The organism is uncultured Dechloromonas sp., from assembly GCF_945957265.1.
In the GTDB taxonomy this organism is placed as follows: domain Bacteria; phylum Pseudomonadota; class Gammaproteobacteria; order Burkholderiales; family Rhodocyclaceae; genus Azonexus.
Genome location: NZ_CAMFKO010000044.1, coordinates 1 through 15122, shown reverse-complemented (window position 1 = coordinate 15122; position 15122 = coordinate 1). Strand labels below are relative to the sequence as shown.

17 protein-coding genes and 1 riboswitch are annotated in these 15122 nt (G+C 54.8%); of the genes, 10 read left to right on the top strand and 7 right to left on the bottom strand.

Features of this window, described 5'->3' with window-relative positions; translation table 11 throughout:
- Positions 1–40: 40 nt before the first annotated feature.
- Genes Q0P59_RS17600 through Q0P59_RS17590 form a run of 3 tightly spaced genes read right to left on the bottom strand, consistent with a single transcriptional unit; the run spans position 41 to position 1758 of the window.
- On the bottom strand, positions 41–673 hold the full coding sequence (locus tag Q0P59_RS17600) for a protein-L-isoaspartate(D-aspartate) O-methyltransferase (RefSeq protein WP_295008819.1): 633 nt from the start codon (positions 671–673) through the stop codon (positions 41–43).
- 26 nt (positions 674–699) lie between these two features.
- Entirely contained in the window at positions 700–1440 is a 741-nt protein-coding gene (gene surE / locus Q0P59_RS17595; protein ID WP_295008818.1) for a 5'/3'-nucleotidase SurE, read from the bottom strand.
- A gap of 3 nt (positions 1441–1443) precedes the next feature.
- Positions 1444–1758: an H-NS histone family protein gene (locus Q0P59_RS17590; RefSeq protein WP_295008817.1), complete on the bottom strand. Its 315-nt coding sequence runs from the start codon at positions 1756–1758 to the stop codon at positions 1444–1446.
- 591 nt (positions 1759–2349) lie between these two features.
- On the opposite strand from Q0P59_RS17590, the gene Q0P59_RS17585 reads away from it, so the two are divergent.
- The 3 genes from Q0P59_RS17585 (at position 2350) to Q0P59_RS17575 (ending at position 4437) form a co-directional block, all read left to right on the top strand.
- Positions 2350–3006, top strand: coding sequence for an integrase arm-type DNA-binding domain-containing protein (locus Q0P59_RS17585; protein ID WP_295008816.1), 657 nt, complete (start codon positions 2350–2352; stop codon positions 3004–3006).
- On the top strand, positions 2999–3526 hold the full coding sequence (locus tag Q0P59_RS17580; RefSeq protein ID WP_295008815.1) for a hypothetical protein: 528 nt from the start codon (positions 2999–3001) through the stop codon (positions 3524–3526). Before Q0P59_RS17585 ends, Q0P59_RS17580 begins: the two co-directional genes overlap by 8 nt.
- 479 nt (positions 3527–4005) lie before the next feature.
- Complete coding sequence (locus Q0P59_RS17575) at positions 4006–4437, top strand: NUDIX hydrolase (RefSeq protein ID WP_295008814.1); 432 nt, start codon at positions 4006–4008, stop codon at positions 4435–4437.
- Between the two features lie 44 nt (positions 4438–4481).
- Here Q0P59_RS17575 and Q0P59_RS17570 read toward each other — a convergent pair whose 3' ends face one another.
- Entirely contained in the window at positions 4482–4853 is a 372-nt protein-coding gene (locus Q0P59_RS17570; protein ID WP_295008813.1) for a cyclic nucleotide-binding domain-containing protein, read from the bottom strand.
- 54 nt (positions 4854–4907) lie between these two features.
- Positions 4908–5534 carry a ParA family protein gene (locus Q0P59_RS17565; RefSeq protein ID WP_295008811.1) on the bottom strand — a complete coding sequence of 209 codons (627 nt, stop codon included), beginning with the start codon at positions 5532–5534 and terminating at the stop codon, positions 4908–4910.
- Between the two features lie 77 nt (positions 5535–5611).
- Here Q0P59_RS17565 and Q0P59_RS17560 point away from each other — a divergent pair, with 77 nt between their 5' ends.
- Entirely contained in the window at positions 5612–6181 is a 570-nt protein-coding gene (locus Q0P59_RS17560) for a hypothetical protein (protein ID WP_295008809.1), read from the top strand.
- Positions 6182–6244: 63 nt separating this feature from the next.
- Here Q0P59_RS17560 and Q0P59_RS17555 read toward each other — a convergent pair whose 3' ends face one another.
- A complete protein-coding gene (locus Q0P59_RS17555) occupies positions 6245–7483 on the bottom strand; it encodes a sensor domain-containing diguanylate cyclase (RefSeq protein WP_295008807.1) in 1239 nt (412 codons plus the stop codon).
- Positions 7484–9046 carry a CYTH and CHAD domain-containing protein gene (locus Q0P59_RS17550; protein WP_295008805.1) on the bottom strand — a complete coding sequence of 521 codons (1563 nt, stop codon included), beginning with the start codon at positions 9044–9046 and terminating at the stop codon, positions 7484–7486.
- A 226-nt stretch (positions 9047–9272) separates the two neighbouring features.
- Between Q0P59_RS17550 and Q0P59_RS17545 the strand changes: the two genes are divergently transcribed.
- The 6 genes from Q0P59_RS17545 (at position 9273) to Q0P59_RS17520 (ending at position 15081) form a co-directional block, all read left to right on the top strand.
- Positions 9273–9461, top strand: a complete 189-nt coding sequence (locus Q0P59_RS17545; protein WP_295008803.1) for a hypothetical protein — start codon at positions 9273–9275, stop codon at positions 9459–9461.
- A gap of 922 nt (positions 9462–10383) precedes the next feature.
- A complete protein-coding gene (locus tag Q0P59_RS17540) occupies positions 10384–11730 on the top strand; it encodes a magnesium and cobalt transport protein CorA (RefSeq protein ID WP_295008801.1) in 1347 nt (448 codons plus the stop codon).
- A gap of 57 nt (positions 11731–11787) precedes the next feature.
- The gene (locus tag Q0P59_RS17535; protein WP_295008799.1) at positions 11788–12723 is read left to right on the top strand and encodes a cation diffusion facilitator family transporter; all 936 of its coding nucleotides are present in this window, start codon (positions 11788–11790) and stop codon (positions 12721–12723) included.
- Between the two features lie 54 nt (positions 12724–12777).
- A complete protein-coding gene (locus Q0P59_RS17530; protein ID WP_295008797.1) occupies positions 12778–13500 on the top strand; it encodes an MgtC/SapB family protein in 723 nt (240 codons plus the stop codon).
- Positions 13501–13566: 66 nt separating this feature from the next.
- Positions 13567–14262 (top strand): hypothetical protein, encoded by a 696-nt coding sequence (locus Q0P59_RS17525; protein WP_295008795.1) that lies wholly within the window; start codon positions 13567–13569, stop codon positions 14260–14262.
- A gap of 65 nt (positions 14263–14327) precedes the next feature.
- A riboswitch (yybP-ykoY riboswitch) is annotated at positions 14328–14499 on the top strand.
- A 3-nt stretch (positions 14500–14502) separates the two neighbouring features.
- Complete coding sequence (locus tag Q0P59_RS17520; RefSeq protein WP_295008793.1) at positions 14503–15081, top strand: TMEM165/GDT1 family protein; 579 nt, start codon at positions 14503–14505, stop codon at positions 15079–15081.
- Positions 15082–15122 lie beyond the last annotated feature (41 nt).

The window sequence follows — 15122 nt, the reverse complement described above, 5'->3', positions numbered from 1 at the left end:
GTCAGCAATACAGTCGGAATAAGCGCGGCAAAAAAACGAATCATTGTGTTCCTGACAATAGCGGGACGAAGCGCACGGCATCGAGACGGGTCTCGATATAACCCTGCTGCGTATGCTCGATGAAACTAAGATACTGCTCACCGGCCCCCACTGGCAAGACCAGCCGCCCACCCGGCGCCAATTGCTGCAGCAGCGCCGGCGGCACCTGCGTACCTGCGGCAGCGACGATGATGCTGTCGAACGGCCCCGCCTCGGGCAAGCCGAACTGCCCGTCCGCATGCTTGAGACGAACGTTGAACTGCTGCAAGGTTCGCATATGGGCCTTTGCCTTCTCCAGCAAGGGCCCCAGACGCTCGACGGCATAAACCTCGTTGGTCAACTGCGCCAGAACGGCGGCCTGATAACCGCAGCCGGCGCCGATCTCCAGCGTCCTGCCAAGGGTATTCCGGCCATTGAGCAACAACTCGATCATGCGGGCAACCACGTAGGGCTGCGAGATGGTTTGCCCCATGCCGAGAGGCAAGGCCGTGTCTTCGTAGGCACGCGAAGCCAGCGCCTCCTCGACGAACACGTGTCGCGGCACCGCAGCCATGGCCTTGAGGACCGCCTCGTTGCGGATTCCCTTCTCGCGCAGGCGCTCGATCATGCGCGCCCGGGTACGCTGCGAAGTCATTCCAATGCCGTGCAACACCGCTTGACTCACTTCATCCACTGAACGATGGAGGGAACCTGAACCGCATGCGTCAGATCGATCTGCAAGGGGGTGATCGACACGAATCCACGCTCGACCGCGTTGAAGTCGGTTCCCGGCCCGGCATCGGCGGCCGCCCCGGCAGCGCCAATCCAATAAAGCGTTTCATTGCGCGGAGAAACCGTTTTGACAACCGGCTCGGCCTTGTGACGGCGTCCGAGACGCGTCACTTCAAAGCCTTTCAATTCGGAATAGGGAATATCCGGAATATTCACATTCAATAACACCGGATCCTTTAACGGCTGGCGCACATGGCGCTCGACCAATTCACGCGCCACTTGTCCCGCCGCGGCGAAGTTTTTCCCTTCAAAACTGGTCAGGGAAATCGCAATCGACGGAATACCAAGCAAATATCCCTCGGTTGCTGCGGCAACCGTGCCGGAATAAATCGTATCGTCACCCATATTGGCGCCGAGATTGATTCCGGAAACAATAATATCCGGCATGACTTCCAGCATGCCGGTAACCGCCAAATGAACACAATCCGTCGGCGTGCCATTGACGAAATAAAATCCGCCTGGAGCCCTCTTCAAACTCAGCGGCCGGTCGAGCGTTAGGGAATTGCTGGCGCCGCTGCGATTCTGCTCGGGAGCCACGACCACCACCTCGCCCAGATCGCTCAATGCCTCGGCCAGGGCGCTAAGCCCTGGCGCGAAATAACCGTCGTCGTTACTCAGCAGAATACGCATGGTTCAGACCAGAAGGTTTTCCAGGGATTTTCCGTCCGCCACCCATGCCTCAACCCATTTCGGTTTGCGGCCACGGCCGGTCCATTCCAGTTCGGCATTTTCCGGGTGGCGATATTTGACCTTGACCTTATTTCCCGAAACCTTGACCTTGGCTTCCTTGGCCAATAATTCCTCAATGGCATAACCACGGGATTTGGCGAAAGCACGCAATTCATTCAGGACATTTACTTTTTCCTGAGCTTCGCGGCGTTTGATTTCAGCCGGAATCTGTTGCTGCAAATCGCGCAATTGGGAAACGCTCAAGCTGGACAAATCCATGATTACCTCCTTAATTAAATTACGGTGATAATTTAATTTTTCCCAATGGTTTTTTCAACGCTATAAATTAAAAAACCGGCCAAGGCCGGTTAATTAATTTGGTCGGGGCGGCGGGATTCGAACTCGCGACCCCTTGCACCCCATGCAAGGTCAGCCTCAGAACCCAGCTTTCTTGCGACTGGAAAAAATCATACCAAACGGTGAGAATTTTTTCAATAACCACTACAGCAACGAACGCTGGGACAACACCAAAAAACCATGCAATTCATTGATGTTTAACACTTTTTAAATATCCGCTTCTGTCCCGGGTTGTCTCCCCCCATCCCAGAAAAAGTAAAAAGTCACCCTCTCAGTATCAACTGATATTTTTGCCATACCCCTCTGAAGTTCATGCATGCTGGCCCCCAAATTGGCCCCCAAATTTTTGGGCCAAGCCACTTCGCTATCTCATGCATAGCCTTCAACTAGGGGCAGGCTAACCAGCCACCGTCGATAGATGCCCCCTCGACAAAATGCGTATTTCTCGTTATATCAATGACTTAGCATAAATTTTTCTGTAAGCTCGGTTCCCCCTTCACGAAAAATCGCCCCATGGCAAAGGAACTAACCGCTAGAGAAGTAGAGACTACCCAACTCCCTGAGGGGAAGTACGAGCACGAACTCTACGATGGAGACAATCTCATTCTTCGCCTTCGCAAGGGCGCAAAGAAAGCCAGCAAGACTTGGCTCTTCAGATACTCATCAGCCTCAGGGAAACGAAGGAAGCTTACGCTAACTAAAGCCGTCAGTGACCGGCAACGTGACACCGAATTAAAGGGGCGCGCCAAATGTTCACAGGTCTTCGTTCTTCAAGGTGGCCCCTGGACGCCACACGACCTGCGAAGGACCATGGCCACATTGATGCAAGAGCTGGGCATAGCTCCTGACATTATCGACAAATGCCTCGCCCACGCTGTCAATGACAAGATTCGGCGTATCTACTTCCGAGCCGAGCTTCGCAGCTTGATGAATGATGCCTGGCAAAAATGGGGGGACAAGCTGTATGGGCTACTTGCTCAAGCCCATACAGAACTTAAGCAGGAATTATTAGAAGAAGCAAAGGCGGAGGAAGCTGAAAACACCAAGAAAAAAGCCTACACGCCGAGATTGCGTAACGCGAGGTCTGGTCGCGGTGATGCACCGCCACTACTCGACGTCCTTGCACCGTTCGCCCTCAAACCACATAGAGAGCAACACGCACATGGTTAATGCATACAAGAAGGCCAACAAATTTAGCGACCGCCTGACTGTCGCACAAGCTGCCGTCGAATGGCAGGGACTACTTCCTGCTCAACAAGAGCTGATTGTTGTCAAAGATGGCATTCCGTATTTGGCGGGAGTCCCTGACCTGTCAGACCGCGCAGAGGCTATAGCAGATGCGGCTGACCGAAGGAAGATTACTGGGCTGACTCATACCGAAGATGGTGCCACCCTACCTATATCAGCAATGTCACTCGACAAAGAGAGTGTCATCGCCTGGACATCTAAGGTTCAATCATGGTTGCCCCCGGAGCTCCTTGGTCAATCCAATGCTGCTAGTGCAGAACAAATGCCCGAGCAAGAACAACTACTCAAAGTAAACGATGTTCTTCAGTTGCTGGGGATTGGCCGGTCTACGCTATATCGACGCATCGAAGCCAAAGAGTTTGAAAAGGCCCACTTCGAAAACCCCTCTCGCTGGCGTAAGTCCTATGTTCTCTCTTTCATAATGAAAAATACGAACACCTAAGCAGACATTTGAATGTCTGCGTACAGAGCAGCAGCACTGGCACCATTGGCGCTCAAGACAGGCGAATGGCGGCAACGAAAAACAGCATTCGCCCCTCCGATTAGCATCAGACGGTTGCCTGCCAAGAGCTGCCGGTTGAGGTCAGCTTTCAATTTGAATAGCCGAGGCCTCAACTACCCCGCTCAACGGCTGGTTTAGGGCGAGCAAGTGGCCGGTGGCGCTGCCTCAATCCGGCCAGAAGCCGCCGGTCGAGGTGCCATCCATTTTGAATAAGCAAGAGATATCTGGAGGCAGTTGAGTGGCCGGTATCTAGCCCAGCTTTGACGTTCACGACTGGGGGAAAGGGCCACTAATGAACGGTCGCTTGCCTAGCTCAACGGAATTCATAGCGTTGTCATCGAACAGAAATAATAGAACGGTATAAATCGTTTACATTGTTCAAAGCAACTCATTGAAAACCGTCGCCGCCAATATCAGACATGGACAAGGGATACAGCCAAGCAGGTGCATGGGCCGTCATTTACTGTGCGGCTACCGGCAAATTTCTGATGGGAAAACGCTCTTCCAAGGTCAAAAAAAGCGGGGCATGGAACCTGTTTGGTGGTCGTATCGATAACGGCGAGCGCCCTCGGGAAGCACTGCTTCGCGAATTGGGTGAAGAGACAGGCTTGAGCATCAAGCCGGGTCGCCTGACCAAACTGCATACGCTCACCCGAAGGTTTCGCTCCGGACAGGATGAGCGGGATATGCATTACTTCGTAATCAAAGCCGACCGGGAGTTTTCACCGCGCCTCAATCGCGAGCACAGCGACTTCCGCTGGTTCACGGCCAAGCAGTTACCGTCCCGGTTCAACGGACCTACCTCGATTGCCATCAAGAAGGGTTTGCTGGAGAAGGCGGCCAGCCACTGAGTGGCGGTGTATTCCCTCCCGCCACTCCTCTACAAGAACTGTAGCTAGGCTGCGGCAGCTACCAGTAATTTGTTGGTGGCCCGCAGTCGCTCCGCCATCAGTCGCATGACCTGAATGGCGAAATACGGCGTTTGTTGTACTAGGAACTGAAAGCGTTTTTCGTCGACAGCGACGAATTCACAATCCGTCTTGGCAATCACGCTGGCCGAATGCGGTCCGGGTGACACCAAACCCATCTCACCGACGATGCTGCCATGCGCCAGCGTTTCGACGACCCGATTCTGAACAACGACTTCGGCGGTGCCGGTTTCGAGGACGTACATCTGATTGCCCTCGTCGCCTTCTAGGAACAGCGCCCGCCCTGCCTGAATCGTAATCTTTGCCGTGTTGTGAGAGAAAATCTCGATGGGCATCATGACGGTTTATCTCCTGGCTATATTTGAAGTAATACTAGCTGGCAAGCTGAAGGGTCAGTGTCGACTAATCAGCCAATTCAACAACGGGCGCCACTGGATGTCTACGGCTGTCGAATTCATGTCATTGTCAAAAAGCGTGACGCCGGTGTCCGCTGCCTGCAAGTAGCGTTGCGATTGCGCGATGCACGTCACGACAGGCAGGTCAAACTCCTGAAGGAATTCCAGCAACTGGGCATAGGCATGGGTACGGATATCAACCCGCATCCCGACCACCCCAATATCCACTCGCTCCTTGCGAACGGCTTTGGTTGCGGCAAGCTCCTCAAAGAACTCACGGGTGGCCAGCATATCGAAACGCGATGCGGAAACCGGTACGACCACCTTGTCCACCTCATTCAAGACTTCTTTCAGGCGCTTCCCATGCAATCCTGCCGGCGTATCCAGAATGGCAACGTTACAGTGCTTGGGCGGCAGCTTGAATTCATCCACTGAAACGTCCCAGTGCTTGATGGTGGCTAGATTTGCAGGTCGCGCCTCCAGCCAATGTCGGCTGGATTGCTGGCGGTCGAGGTCACCCAAATAGACAATCTCGTCGTGCCGGGCAAACCAGCTCGCGATATGAACTGACAGGGTTGATTTGCCGCACCCTCCTTTGGGGTTGGCCACCATGATTTTGCGCATCTGAATTGCTTTGCTTCTGTTTAGTGTATAAAGTGTTTATATAGTTTATACCTTTGATGCCAGTTTAGGAGAGCAAAATGAGCAAGGAAGCCGCAGGCCAGCCCGCAAAAGACGAAGTCAAAGCAGCCGAAGTCGCTACCCGGGTTGTGGAAAAGAATGAACCGGTGACCGCCCAAACAGCTGCGCCAGCGCCCCAAAAGCCAGTTGCCACGGCTGCTGCCGTCAAAAAAGTAGCTGCCAAGCCCAAGGTCGAGAAGAAGGTCGTTGCCGCTAAGCCCGCCAAGAAGGAAGTGGCTGAAAAGCCGGCTCCCGCTCCGGTAGCGAAGATGCCTGCCAAGCCGGTTAAGAAGGCGCCCACGGCTGCCAAAGAAAAGGTTGCCGAAGCACCGAAGCCAGAAAAAGCTCCCAAGGTGAAGAAGCAAGCACCGAAGAAGCCGAAACTGGTGCGCGATAGCTTCACCATTCCGGAAACCGACTACGCGCTGTTTGCCACCCTCAAGCAACGTGCGCTGACTGCTGGCGTCGAGGTGAAGAAGAGCGAAATCTTGCGTGCAGCCGTAGTGGCTTTGGCCAAGTTGGACGATGCTGAACTCGTCAAGGCGATTGGCCTGGTTGAGCGCATCAAGACGGGGCGCCCGAAGAAATAAGTCCTCTGCTTCAATGGGGCGACTTTGTGTAAAAAAGTCGCTCTATTGATTGCCGATGTTACGTCAGCAGACGACTTTGTTTCGCCCCGAGGCTTTGGCCTTATAAAGCGCAGCATCCGCTCGCTTGAGCAGACTTTCGGTCGTCTCTTCTTGCTGATGCTGCGCGACACCAATGCTCACCGTAATGTAAGGTAATGCTGGAATCTGTATCTCGGCAACAAAAGCCCTTAAGCATTCTGCGAGATGGGCTGCGTTGCCAATGTCCGTTTGCGGCAGCAGGATGATGAACTCCTCCCCTCCCCAGCGACACACCGAGTCAGTCTCACGAACCCGGTTTTCAAGGGTTCTTGCCAACAAGACGAGCACCTCATCGCCCTTGTCGTGACCAAACTGGTCATTGATATTCTTGAAATGGTCGGCATCCAGAATCAAGAGACTGTAGTCCACATCATTGCGGCGCTTCTGCTGCCGGGCCTTGTCTAGCAAATCGAGAAAATGGCGGCGATTCCACAGGCCGGTCAACGGGTCGCGGGATGCCGCGAACTCGAGTTCACTCTTGAGGCGTTTTTGCTCAGTCACATCGTGAACAACGCAAAGCATAAGCCGCTTGCCGTCCATCTCCAAAGGGCTGGCATAGGTCTGCACATCTCGTAGGCTGCCATTCGCAAGGCGATGGACGAAATTCAGGGGGCGGTGGCCACCCGGCAATTTGGCCACTTCGCTCATGATGGGCAGGACCTGACGACCGAGCGCGTTGATTTCCCAAGTATGAATTCGGCAGAAGCTTTCCCGGGTGTAGCCGTAGAATCGACATGCAGCCAAGTTGGCATCGACGATGAGGCCATCTGCCGCTGGGTCGATAAGGAGCATGGGCGCGCCATTCGAATGAAATAGCCGGTCGTAGAGACCATGCTCGGCAAGCCCGGAAATCCTAGAAACAGAAGCGGACGGCAAGCTAGCCAATATCCCTTCAACGAGGATTTGCTCGTTTTGCGGGCTCTGGTCAAGCAACGACAATTGGCAACTCAGCGGAACAGCCTCTCCATTTCGATGCAGCGTCCAGATTTCAACGATGGGCTCACAAGCGCGCAGTGCCGGCAGATAAGCGGCAAGGTGTTCTTCGGCGTGGGCGGAATGACTGCCGTGGCGCAGCTCGTGCAGGTCTGACTTGGCGGAAAGCTGTTCCGCAGCCTTGTTTGCAAAAACAACTTCATTTTCTCGGCCCTCGATAACCCACACTGGCGCTGTCAGCAAATCCAGGGCGCGATATTCGGGGCGCGGCGTGGCGGACGACTCAATCATCTATTCGACTTGCAGCTTGATGTCATGCTGCATGCGACGCCGAATTTCGGTCAGGCCCCGTCGCTCACATTCGGTACACCAAGGCTGACAGCGGCTCATCACCGACTCGGCAAGATGCAGGGCATCGGCCAACATCGCTTGCGCCTGTGGGGTATGCCATGCTGCAACGGCATCGCGGGTTTCTCTCGGGATGGCCGCTTGCGCTACCCAGTCCTGCAGTCTGGAGAGTGCCACATGGAAGTCGTTGATGAATCCGAATGCGTCCTGTAAGCCGGCAATCGCTTTGGCGTATTCCACCATCTCGTCGTTGTCGAACAGGGGCGCAAAAAACTCGCATGAGTAGCGCAAATGCTTCAACGCGATGCGGAATCGATGGGCACGCTCTGGCGTTGGCGCTTTGAGCGTCTTGGTTAGCCGTTTAACGGCATTGCGGTGCAAGCCTGCGAGTTGCTTTTCGGCGAACCGGGGCAGGTTCTTCGGAAAATTATCCGTGTCCAGGTCTTGCAAGTCGCGCGCAAACAAGAGGACGGGGCCGCCGTACTGGAGTTGTGCCAACTGCGCGACGGCTTCCTTCTTCGCCTCATCCAATGCTGCAAGTGCGGCCTTGGCATGCCAGGAAATTTGCGGTTCATCGCTCAACAACATCGGTTCCACAATGCCTGAGCGCATCACGTCCAGGTCACGGACATCCCCGGTGATTTGGGACAGCGCTTTGACGCGTTCCGTCCATTGCGCCTGATAGCGCCCTGGCAAGGCTGGTTTGAAGACCTTGATGAGGCTATTGAGACGCCGCAGGGAAACCCGAAACTGATGCACGAATTCCTGGTCTGGCGAGGTCAGGGTACCCAGAAGATTGGCTTGCCACATCTGCATGCCCTGGCTGGCCAGGAACTGGAACGCTTCCGCCGAGCTCTGCTTGGCGCCGAGGGGGCTGGGAGAGGCTTTCTGGGGGCCTGAAACCTGGTTTAAAAATAACTGATAGCCGCGTTCAGCCTTGCTGACATCATGAGGGACCAAGGGCAGATGGGTGGCCAAGGCAGTTGCAAAATCGAGCAGGTCTTCCGGATTGCCCTGCACCAGTTCGAGTTCCACTTCTGAAATCGGCAAGAAGCGGTCGCCCGAGGAAACTTGCCCGGTGTCCACCATGACCAGGATGGCAATCTTCTTCGAAATATCGATGCGCCAGGTTCGCCGCTCGAACGATGTCGTGAAGACAGGAACCAAACTCGACTGCCGCTCCTCGACGAAAACCCGAACCTTGCGGGCATCGACAGCGCTGAAATCGAACGCACCCGTATAGGGGGTTTCCCACTCGGTGCGGGCGGATAGGCCGGCGACAGACTTGGCGGCGCATTTGACCGTTTGCAGCTGTTCCGTAGGTGTCGTGCGTAGCCGAAGCGCAATGCGTTCTTGATGCAACGCCAAGTCGGGCGTGTCGTAGTAGGTGTTTTCGAGACGTTTGGCAGGGCCGGTTTCGACACCTGCGGTGATGAGGGGGTGAGTCTCGATGCGAGCGATAGCGTCGGGGGAGCAGTAGAGTTTCAGTTCAACTTCGGTGGCCATGGTGCTGCGCGTGGAGTCAGGGTGCGGCGGAGTCTATCGAAAGCCATATTTCAGCTCTACCTTGCTGCACCAAATTTGTTAATTGCCGGGGTTTTGTGGAAAGCACGGATTGGCTCCTCGGCCGAGAGCGCGGTAGAATTTCCGAAAACATAAAAGCCAAAGCAAGAACAAGTCAGCCATTTTTGGTAGCTCGTCGTTGGCAAACATCACTGAGAGAGAGCAGCACATGGACAATCAACAGACGTCAAATATCCCATCCCGTTCCACCGTTTTTTCCGCGCAATCGAAGCACGAAGTCGCCGAAAAAACAGTCGCTCGTTTGTTGGACGACAAGGCAGCGATGGATGATTGGACCAACAACATCGAAAAAATCCGCCAGAAGGAATCGGACGGCGCGACCAAGCATACTTCGTAGAAGACTTACTACCTGTGGGCCTACCCAGGCCTATTGTAGGTAGGTCCATCTCAATTCCTATTCCAGTCATCTTCGGATGGGGATGGCCATTTTTGGCCGGCGTGATGAGGTCGCCAACGGCCGCTTCATAGATTTCCAATACGCATAAATTGGATTTAGCTGAATGTCGGCTATGGTGCAAGCTGACCGGCTGCAAAGGGTCGAGTGCTGCCCCTCATCCGGCAATCAGCCAGCATCAGGCAGTTCCCGGCCAAAAGCGGACCGATTGACGCCCGGGCAGGAAGACCGCTTCGAATCTCATTGCGGACGTCCCAATACGGTATCGCACCGTAAAAAAGTCATATAAATTGATGTTCGCCCCGGAAATTCATTGAATTGTCACTTTACTTTCATATCCTCCTCGGCCAAAATCCGCCCGTTTTTATTTCGCGGAGACCCCCTGTGGGCCCTTGTTCGAGTGATAGTTGTTGCTCTGTCCAATTGACGAGCATTCTCTCGGCACGATAACGCGCAGTTCAGCTGCCGCTATCTCGCCAAGAGCGGGAAGCGGCGCAGGAAGCCTGTCACCAGGCCTCCCTCCAATTCCACCAACAATTTGCAGCCAGGTCTTGTCATGCTCAAGCGCATGACTGATGTCCTGCCATAGCCATACTCCTGTGCCGTTTCTGTTGGCTGAAGGAACAGGCTGGCTTGCAAAGCACGTCCTCAACATGGGTCGCCATGGGTGTCCGCCTTTCAGTGTTTCAGGAGGCAGACCATGCGTTTCAACTTCAATCGTCAGCTCAACAGTACATCTCGGATTTTCCGGCAACGAGTGTTCGCAATCTCTGCGTCGGCCATGCGTAAAGCCAACCAGCACGACGATTGGAGTGCCAGTTCCCTTTCAACGTGCAATGTCGTGCCAGACTTGGAGGGTTAAGCCATGGAACCGACCAAGGTCATTCAGGTGGATACGGTCAAGGACGACCTGCTCGAAGTTCAGGAACTTCTCGCCAAACATCGCCTAGTCGGCGAGATGGCCCGTCGGCAGGAGTCGCCACGAAAAGAGGTGGTGGACAATCTGGTTCAACGCCAGCATATCGCCGAGCTTCGGCACCTGCTGGCTCGCCTTCCCTCGGTATCAGTTGCCTTAATTCTGAACGCGCTCCCCGAGGAAGAGCGCTTGCTTGTCTGGAAGGAGCTTGCCGAGGAACGGCTGGATGACATCCTTGAGTTGCTCTCGGAAGACATTCGAGAAGCCTTGGTGGGTGACGGCCATCAAACCAGTTCCAAGGTGATGGTCAATATCTTCGAGTTGCACAACGGTCGACTGCGTCAAACGGACATCAAACGACAGCAGGACTTTGCCGGTTGCCAGCCCATCTGGGTGGATTTGGTTGCCCCGACGCCCAAGGTCAGAGAATGGGTAGGCCAGCATTTTGGCCTGGAGTTGCCCGACCCGGACAACCTTACCGACCTGGAAGCTTCGGCCCGCTTCTACATTGAAGACAACGGCGAGGTTCACCTGCATTCGGATTTCCTGCTCAATCTGAACGACGAGTCTCGTAACGTCCCTGTGGCATTTATTCTGCACAACGAGATTCTGTTCTCGGTGCGTAGCGAGGAGCTTCCTGTCTTCCGGCTCCAACGTATGCGTGCCAGAACACAGCCCGGCTATGTCACCGACGGCAAGGATGTCCTGCTCGACCTCTATGCGGCCGATGCGGAGTATTCAGCTGACCGACTGGAAGACGTTTATGCCGAACTGGAACAGGTCGGCAAGAAGGTGTTGAGTACCCGCCTATCCGACGATGAGGCCGGGGAAATCCTGGGAGATATTGCCCGCCAGGAAGACTTGAATGGTCGCGTACGTCGCAATGTCCTGGATACCCGTCGGGCGCTGTCTTTCATGGTGCGCAGTCATTTGCTCTCCACCCATCAGAGTGAAGATTCCCGCCAAATCCTGCGCGACATCGAGTCGCTGGATAGCCATACCTCCTTCCTCTTCGGAAAAATCAACTTCCTGATGGACGCCGTCGTCGGTTTCATCAACATCAACCAGAACCAGCGGGTGAACAAACTCACCACGCTCTCCATCATCTTCATGCCCATCAATATCCTTGCCGGAATGGGCGGGATGTCGGAATTCTCGATGATGACTAGCGGCATCCCTTGGGAATACTCCTATGCGGCATTCACGGTCGCGATGGGCGCGGTGGGCTGGGGCACTTATCTGGGTCTCAAGCTGCATCAGAAGCGAGAGGCACTGAGAAACAGGAAACTGGCCTGACAGCGCAAGGATTCCGCGATTTTCGATTCGACGCCTTTTGATTTTTGAAACTACGCCATGAACGATTCACAAGAACTCTCCCGCCTTGCCGAGATGGATAACGAAGACGCCAGCCCCGAGCGTGAGGCAGCAACCAAGCGCAGCACCTGGGTCAGCGTTGTCGTCAATATCGGGCTGACCATTTCCCAGGTCGTGGCGGGGATTTGGTCCGGCTCACAAGGTCTGATTGCGGACGGCATCCATTCCTTGTCAGACCTGGTGGCCGACTTCGTCGTATTGCTCGCCATTCGGCACAGCCAGAAGGAAGCGGATGCCGACCATCATTACGGGCATCAGCGTTACGAGAACGCGGCATCGCTGGCCCTCGGAGGACTACTTCTGGCTGTTGGCGTCGGCATGATTTGGTCAGCCGCGCACAAGCTGCAAACCCCGGAAAGCATTCCGACAGTGCACATGACTGCTCTCTGGGTGGCCTTGGCGGCACTGGTGGCCAAGGAGCTTCTTTTCCGTTACATGCTGGCGGTGGCTGAGCGTGTTCGCTCCAGCATGCTCGTGGCGAATGCCTGGCATGCCCGTTCCGACGCCGCTTCCTCGCTGGTCGTGGCCATCGGCATTGGCGGCAATCTGTTGGGCTTTTCTCTCCTAGACCCAATTGCCGCGCTGATTGTCGGTTTCATGGTTTCCCGTATGGGTTGGTCTTTCTCCTGGGATGCCCTCCATGACCTGACCGACCGAGCGGCGACCGAGGAGCAGATTGCAGGTATCTCCGCAGACATTCTGGCCACACCAGGGGTGCTCGGGCTACACGAACTGAAAACCCGCAAAACGGGGGACATGATTCTGGCTGATGTTCATCTCGAAATTGATGGGCAATTAACGGTGGCGGAAGGGCATGCCATTGCCCGGCAAGCCAAGCTGAATGTGATGTCTCGCCATCCGGTGCTCTACCTGATGACGCACGTTGACCCCGTAACGCCGGATGGCGGCAAGTAGGCCGGCAGCCATCCCGAAACCAATTTCGCCCCCTTCGTAAATACGTGGTGCCCTATGAACCTGCAAGCAATCGAACACATCAACCTGGCTTCGCTGGCCGATACCACTATTAGCTTAACGACCGCTTTCCTTCTTGGCAGTTTGATTGGCGTCGAAAGGCAGTACCGCCAGCGGACGGCTGGTTTGCGGACCAATGTCCTGGTCGCCGTAGGTGCGGCCATTTTTGTGGATATGGCCAACCGCCTTAACGGACACCAGGGCGCTATCGGCGTCGTTGCCTATGTGGTCTCTGGCATTGGCTTCCTTGGCGCTGGCGTCATCATGCGGGAAGAAGGAAACGTCCGCGGACTCAATACCGCTGCAACGCTCTGGGGGTCGGCTGCGGTAGGTGCTTGCGCTGGGGCTGACTTGTTGTTGGAAGCGGTGATGGGTGCCTTGTTCGTGCTTGCATCGAATACCTTGCTTCGCCCGGTCGTGAATCAAATCAACCGGCAGCCTATCGACACCCTCGCGGTGGAAGTGACCAATACGGTGTATGTCATAGCCCCGCGTGAGCATCAGAAACAAGCACTGCAATTGCTAGAAAGCATGCTGGAAAAGGCCGAGTACGGGACGCGTGACATGGTGGTTCATGCCTTTGGTGACGATGCCGTTGAAATCGAAGCGGTATTGCTGGCCTCTGCGGTCGAAGGTGAGCAACTCGACCAATTGACTCGACGACTGGCAGAAGCGCCCATCATTACTCAAGCTTTCTGGAGTCCAAGTACAACAGAGTAATGACGGCACACCATCAAGAACGAACATTCCAACGGACTCGAATACAGAAATCGAAAAACAACGCCAATGAAATTTAAAGCTTTAGCCTGTGCAGCCCTTGCCATCCCGTCATTTGCCTTTGCCGCTCGTCCTTTCGTGACTGACGATGCTCGCCTGACCACAGGCGGGAGTTGTCAGGTTGAAAGCTGGATGCGCGTCTATCCCAATAGCACTGAAATTTGGGCGCTTCCTGCATGCAATCCGACAGGAAATCTCGAGTTCACGTTTGGTGGTGGCAGGGCTAAAGCTGATGGTGAACAAGCCACGACTGACTATGTGTTTCAAGCCAAGACCCTGTTCCGCCCACTAGAAACCAATGGTTGGGGTTGGGGCTTGGCGGTCGGTACGATTCGTCACCCGGAAATCAATCCTGGGCCAAACATGTTTGGCAACACCTATGCCTACATCCCTCTTTCTTTTTCGATGTACGACGACAAGGTGATTGTCCACACTAATCTTGGCTGGCTAAAGGACAAGGCATCCGGCCTCAACAGCACTTCATGGGGCATTGGAGGAGAGTTCAAGTTGCATCCAAGACTGCTCGGCATCGCCGAAACGTTTGGCGACAATCATGGTCTGTCTTATGGCCAGGTGGGCGTACGCTACTCTGTGATACCCGACCTTTTCCAGGTGGATGCAACCTTTGGTCAGCAGCTTTCAGGCGAGGGAAATAGCCATTGGGTTTCCTTTGGCATCCGCTATACCCCGGACAAACTCTTCTGATTGAGGCGGGGTGCAACAACTATCGCCTCCAAGATAGACGTGCCCAAAAGCAATCGATAGAATGCCGCCCAGTCATTGGGGAGTAGCCTCTCTTCTACCTGAAGAGGCTTGCGTCAACATACTTGGTCATCCGACCATGGCGTAAGCGGTTATTGCTTGGCAAGACCTTTGACCATACTGCCTTCCCTTTGGCTGGAGAGGTGGTGTGGTCATTCGTCGAATTCCGGCCAAGGAAACACCATGGAAGCTTTTCTCATCTCCACCGGCATCGTTGCCCTCGCCGAAATCGGCGACAAGACCCAGCTCCTAGCCTTCATTCTTGCTGCAAAATTCCGAAAGCCAGTACCTATCGTTCTGGGCATCTTGGTTGCGACCTTGGCAAACCACGGGTTTGCTGGTGCCGTTGGCTCCTGGATTACCACGCTGATGGGACCCGAGACGCTTCGTTGGGTATTGGGTACTTCGTTTATTGCGATGGCGGCCTGGACCTTGGTTCCAGATAAATTTGACGAAGAGGACGCCAAGCTGGCTCGCTTTGGCGTATTCACCACCACGTTAATTGCCTTTTTCCTGGCGGAAATGGGTGACAAAACTCAGGTAGCCACCGTTGCACTTGCCGCTCAATATCAGAGCTTGGTTGCAGTAGTTGCCGGTACAACTTTGGGCATGATGTTGGCGAATGTGCCAGCAGTCATTATGGGCGACAAAATCGCAGACAAAATGCCGGTCAAACTTGTTCACCGGATTGCCGCAGCAATCTTCGCCATCCTCGGTGTTGCAACGCTTCTGGGGGCTGGTGAGGCCTTAGCAGGCTGCTGAAATACTGCACCATCCTGTAGACGAAACGGTGGGTAGAAGCG

Coding starts and splice junctions, on each gene's coding strand:
- Q0P59_RS17535 (WP_295008799.1), top strand. CDS start 11,788: ATGAACGATTCACAAGAACTCTCCCGCCTTGCCGAGATGGATAACGAA.
- Q0P59_RS17590 (WP_295008817.1), bottom strand. CDS start 1,758: ATGGATTTGTCCAGCTTGAGCGTTTCCCAATTGCGCGATTTGCAGCAA.
- surE (WP_295008818.1), bottom strand. CDS start 1,440: ATGCGTATTCTGCTGAGTAACGACGACGGTTATTTCGCGCCAGGGCTT.
- Q0P59_RS17525 (WP_295008795.1), top strand. CDS start 13,567: ATGAAATTTAAAGCTTTAGCCTGTGCAGCCCTTGCCATCCCGTCATTT.
- Q0P59_RS17585 (WP_295008816.1), top strand. CDS start 2,350: ATGGCAAAGGAACTAACCGCTAGAGAAGTAGAGACTACCCAACTCCCT.
- Q0P59_RS17560 (WP_295008809.1), top strand. CDS start 5,612: ATGAGCAAGGAAGCCGCAGGCCAGCCCGCAAAAGACGAAGTCAAAGCA.
- Q0P59_RS17530 (WP_295008797.1), top strand. CDS start 12,778: ATGAACCTGCAAGCAATCGAACACATCAACCTGGCTTCGCTGGCCGAT.
- Q0P59_RS17570 (WP_295008813.1), bottom strand. CDS start 4,853: ATGATGCCCATCGAGATTTTCTCTCACAACACGGCAAAGATTACGATT.
- Q0P59_RS17565 (WP_295008811.1), bottom strand. CDS start 5,534: ATGCGCAAAATCATGGTGGCCAACCCCAAAGGAGGGTGCGGCAAATCA.
- Q0P59_RS17580 (WP_295008815.1), top strand. CDS start 2,999: ATGGTTAATGCATACAAGAAGGCCAACAAATTTAGCGACCGCCTGACT.
- Q0P59_RS17575 (WP_295008814.1), top strand. CDS start 4,006: ATGGACAAGGGATACAGCCAAGCAGGTGCATGGGCCGTCATTTACTGT.
- Q0P59_RS17545 (WP_295008803.1), top strand. CDS start 9,273: ATGGACAATCAACAGACGTCAAATATCCCATCCCGTTCCACCGTTTTT.
- Q0P59_RS17550 (WP_295008805.1), bottom strand. CDS start 9,046: ATGGCCACCGAAGTTGAACTGAAACTCTACTGCTCCCCCGACGCTATC.
- Q0P59_RS17540 (WP_295008801.1), top strand. CDS start 10,384: ATGGAACCGACCAAGGTCATTCAGGTGGATACGGTCAAGGACGACCTG.
- Q0P59_RS17520 (WP_295008793.1), top strand. CDS start 14,503: ATGGAAGCTTTTCTCATCTCCACCGGCATCGTTGCCCTCGCCGAAATC.
- Q0P59_RS17555 (WP_295008807.1), bottom strand. CDS start 7,483: ATGATTGAGTCGTCCGCCACGCCGCGCCCCGAATATCGCGCCCTGGAT.
- Q0P59_RS17600 (WP_295008819.1), bottom strand. CDS start 673: ATGACTTCGCAGCGTACCCGGGCGCGCATGATCGAGCGCCTGCGCGAG.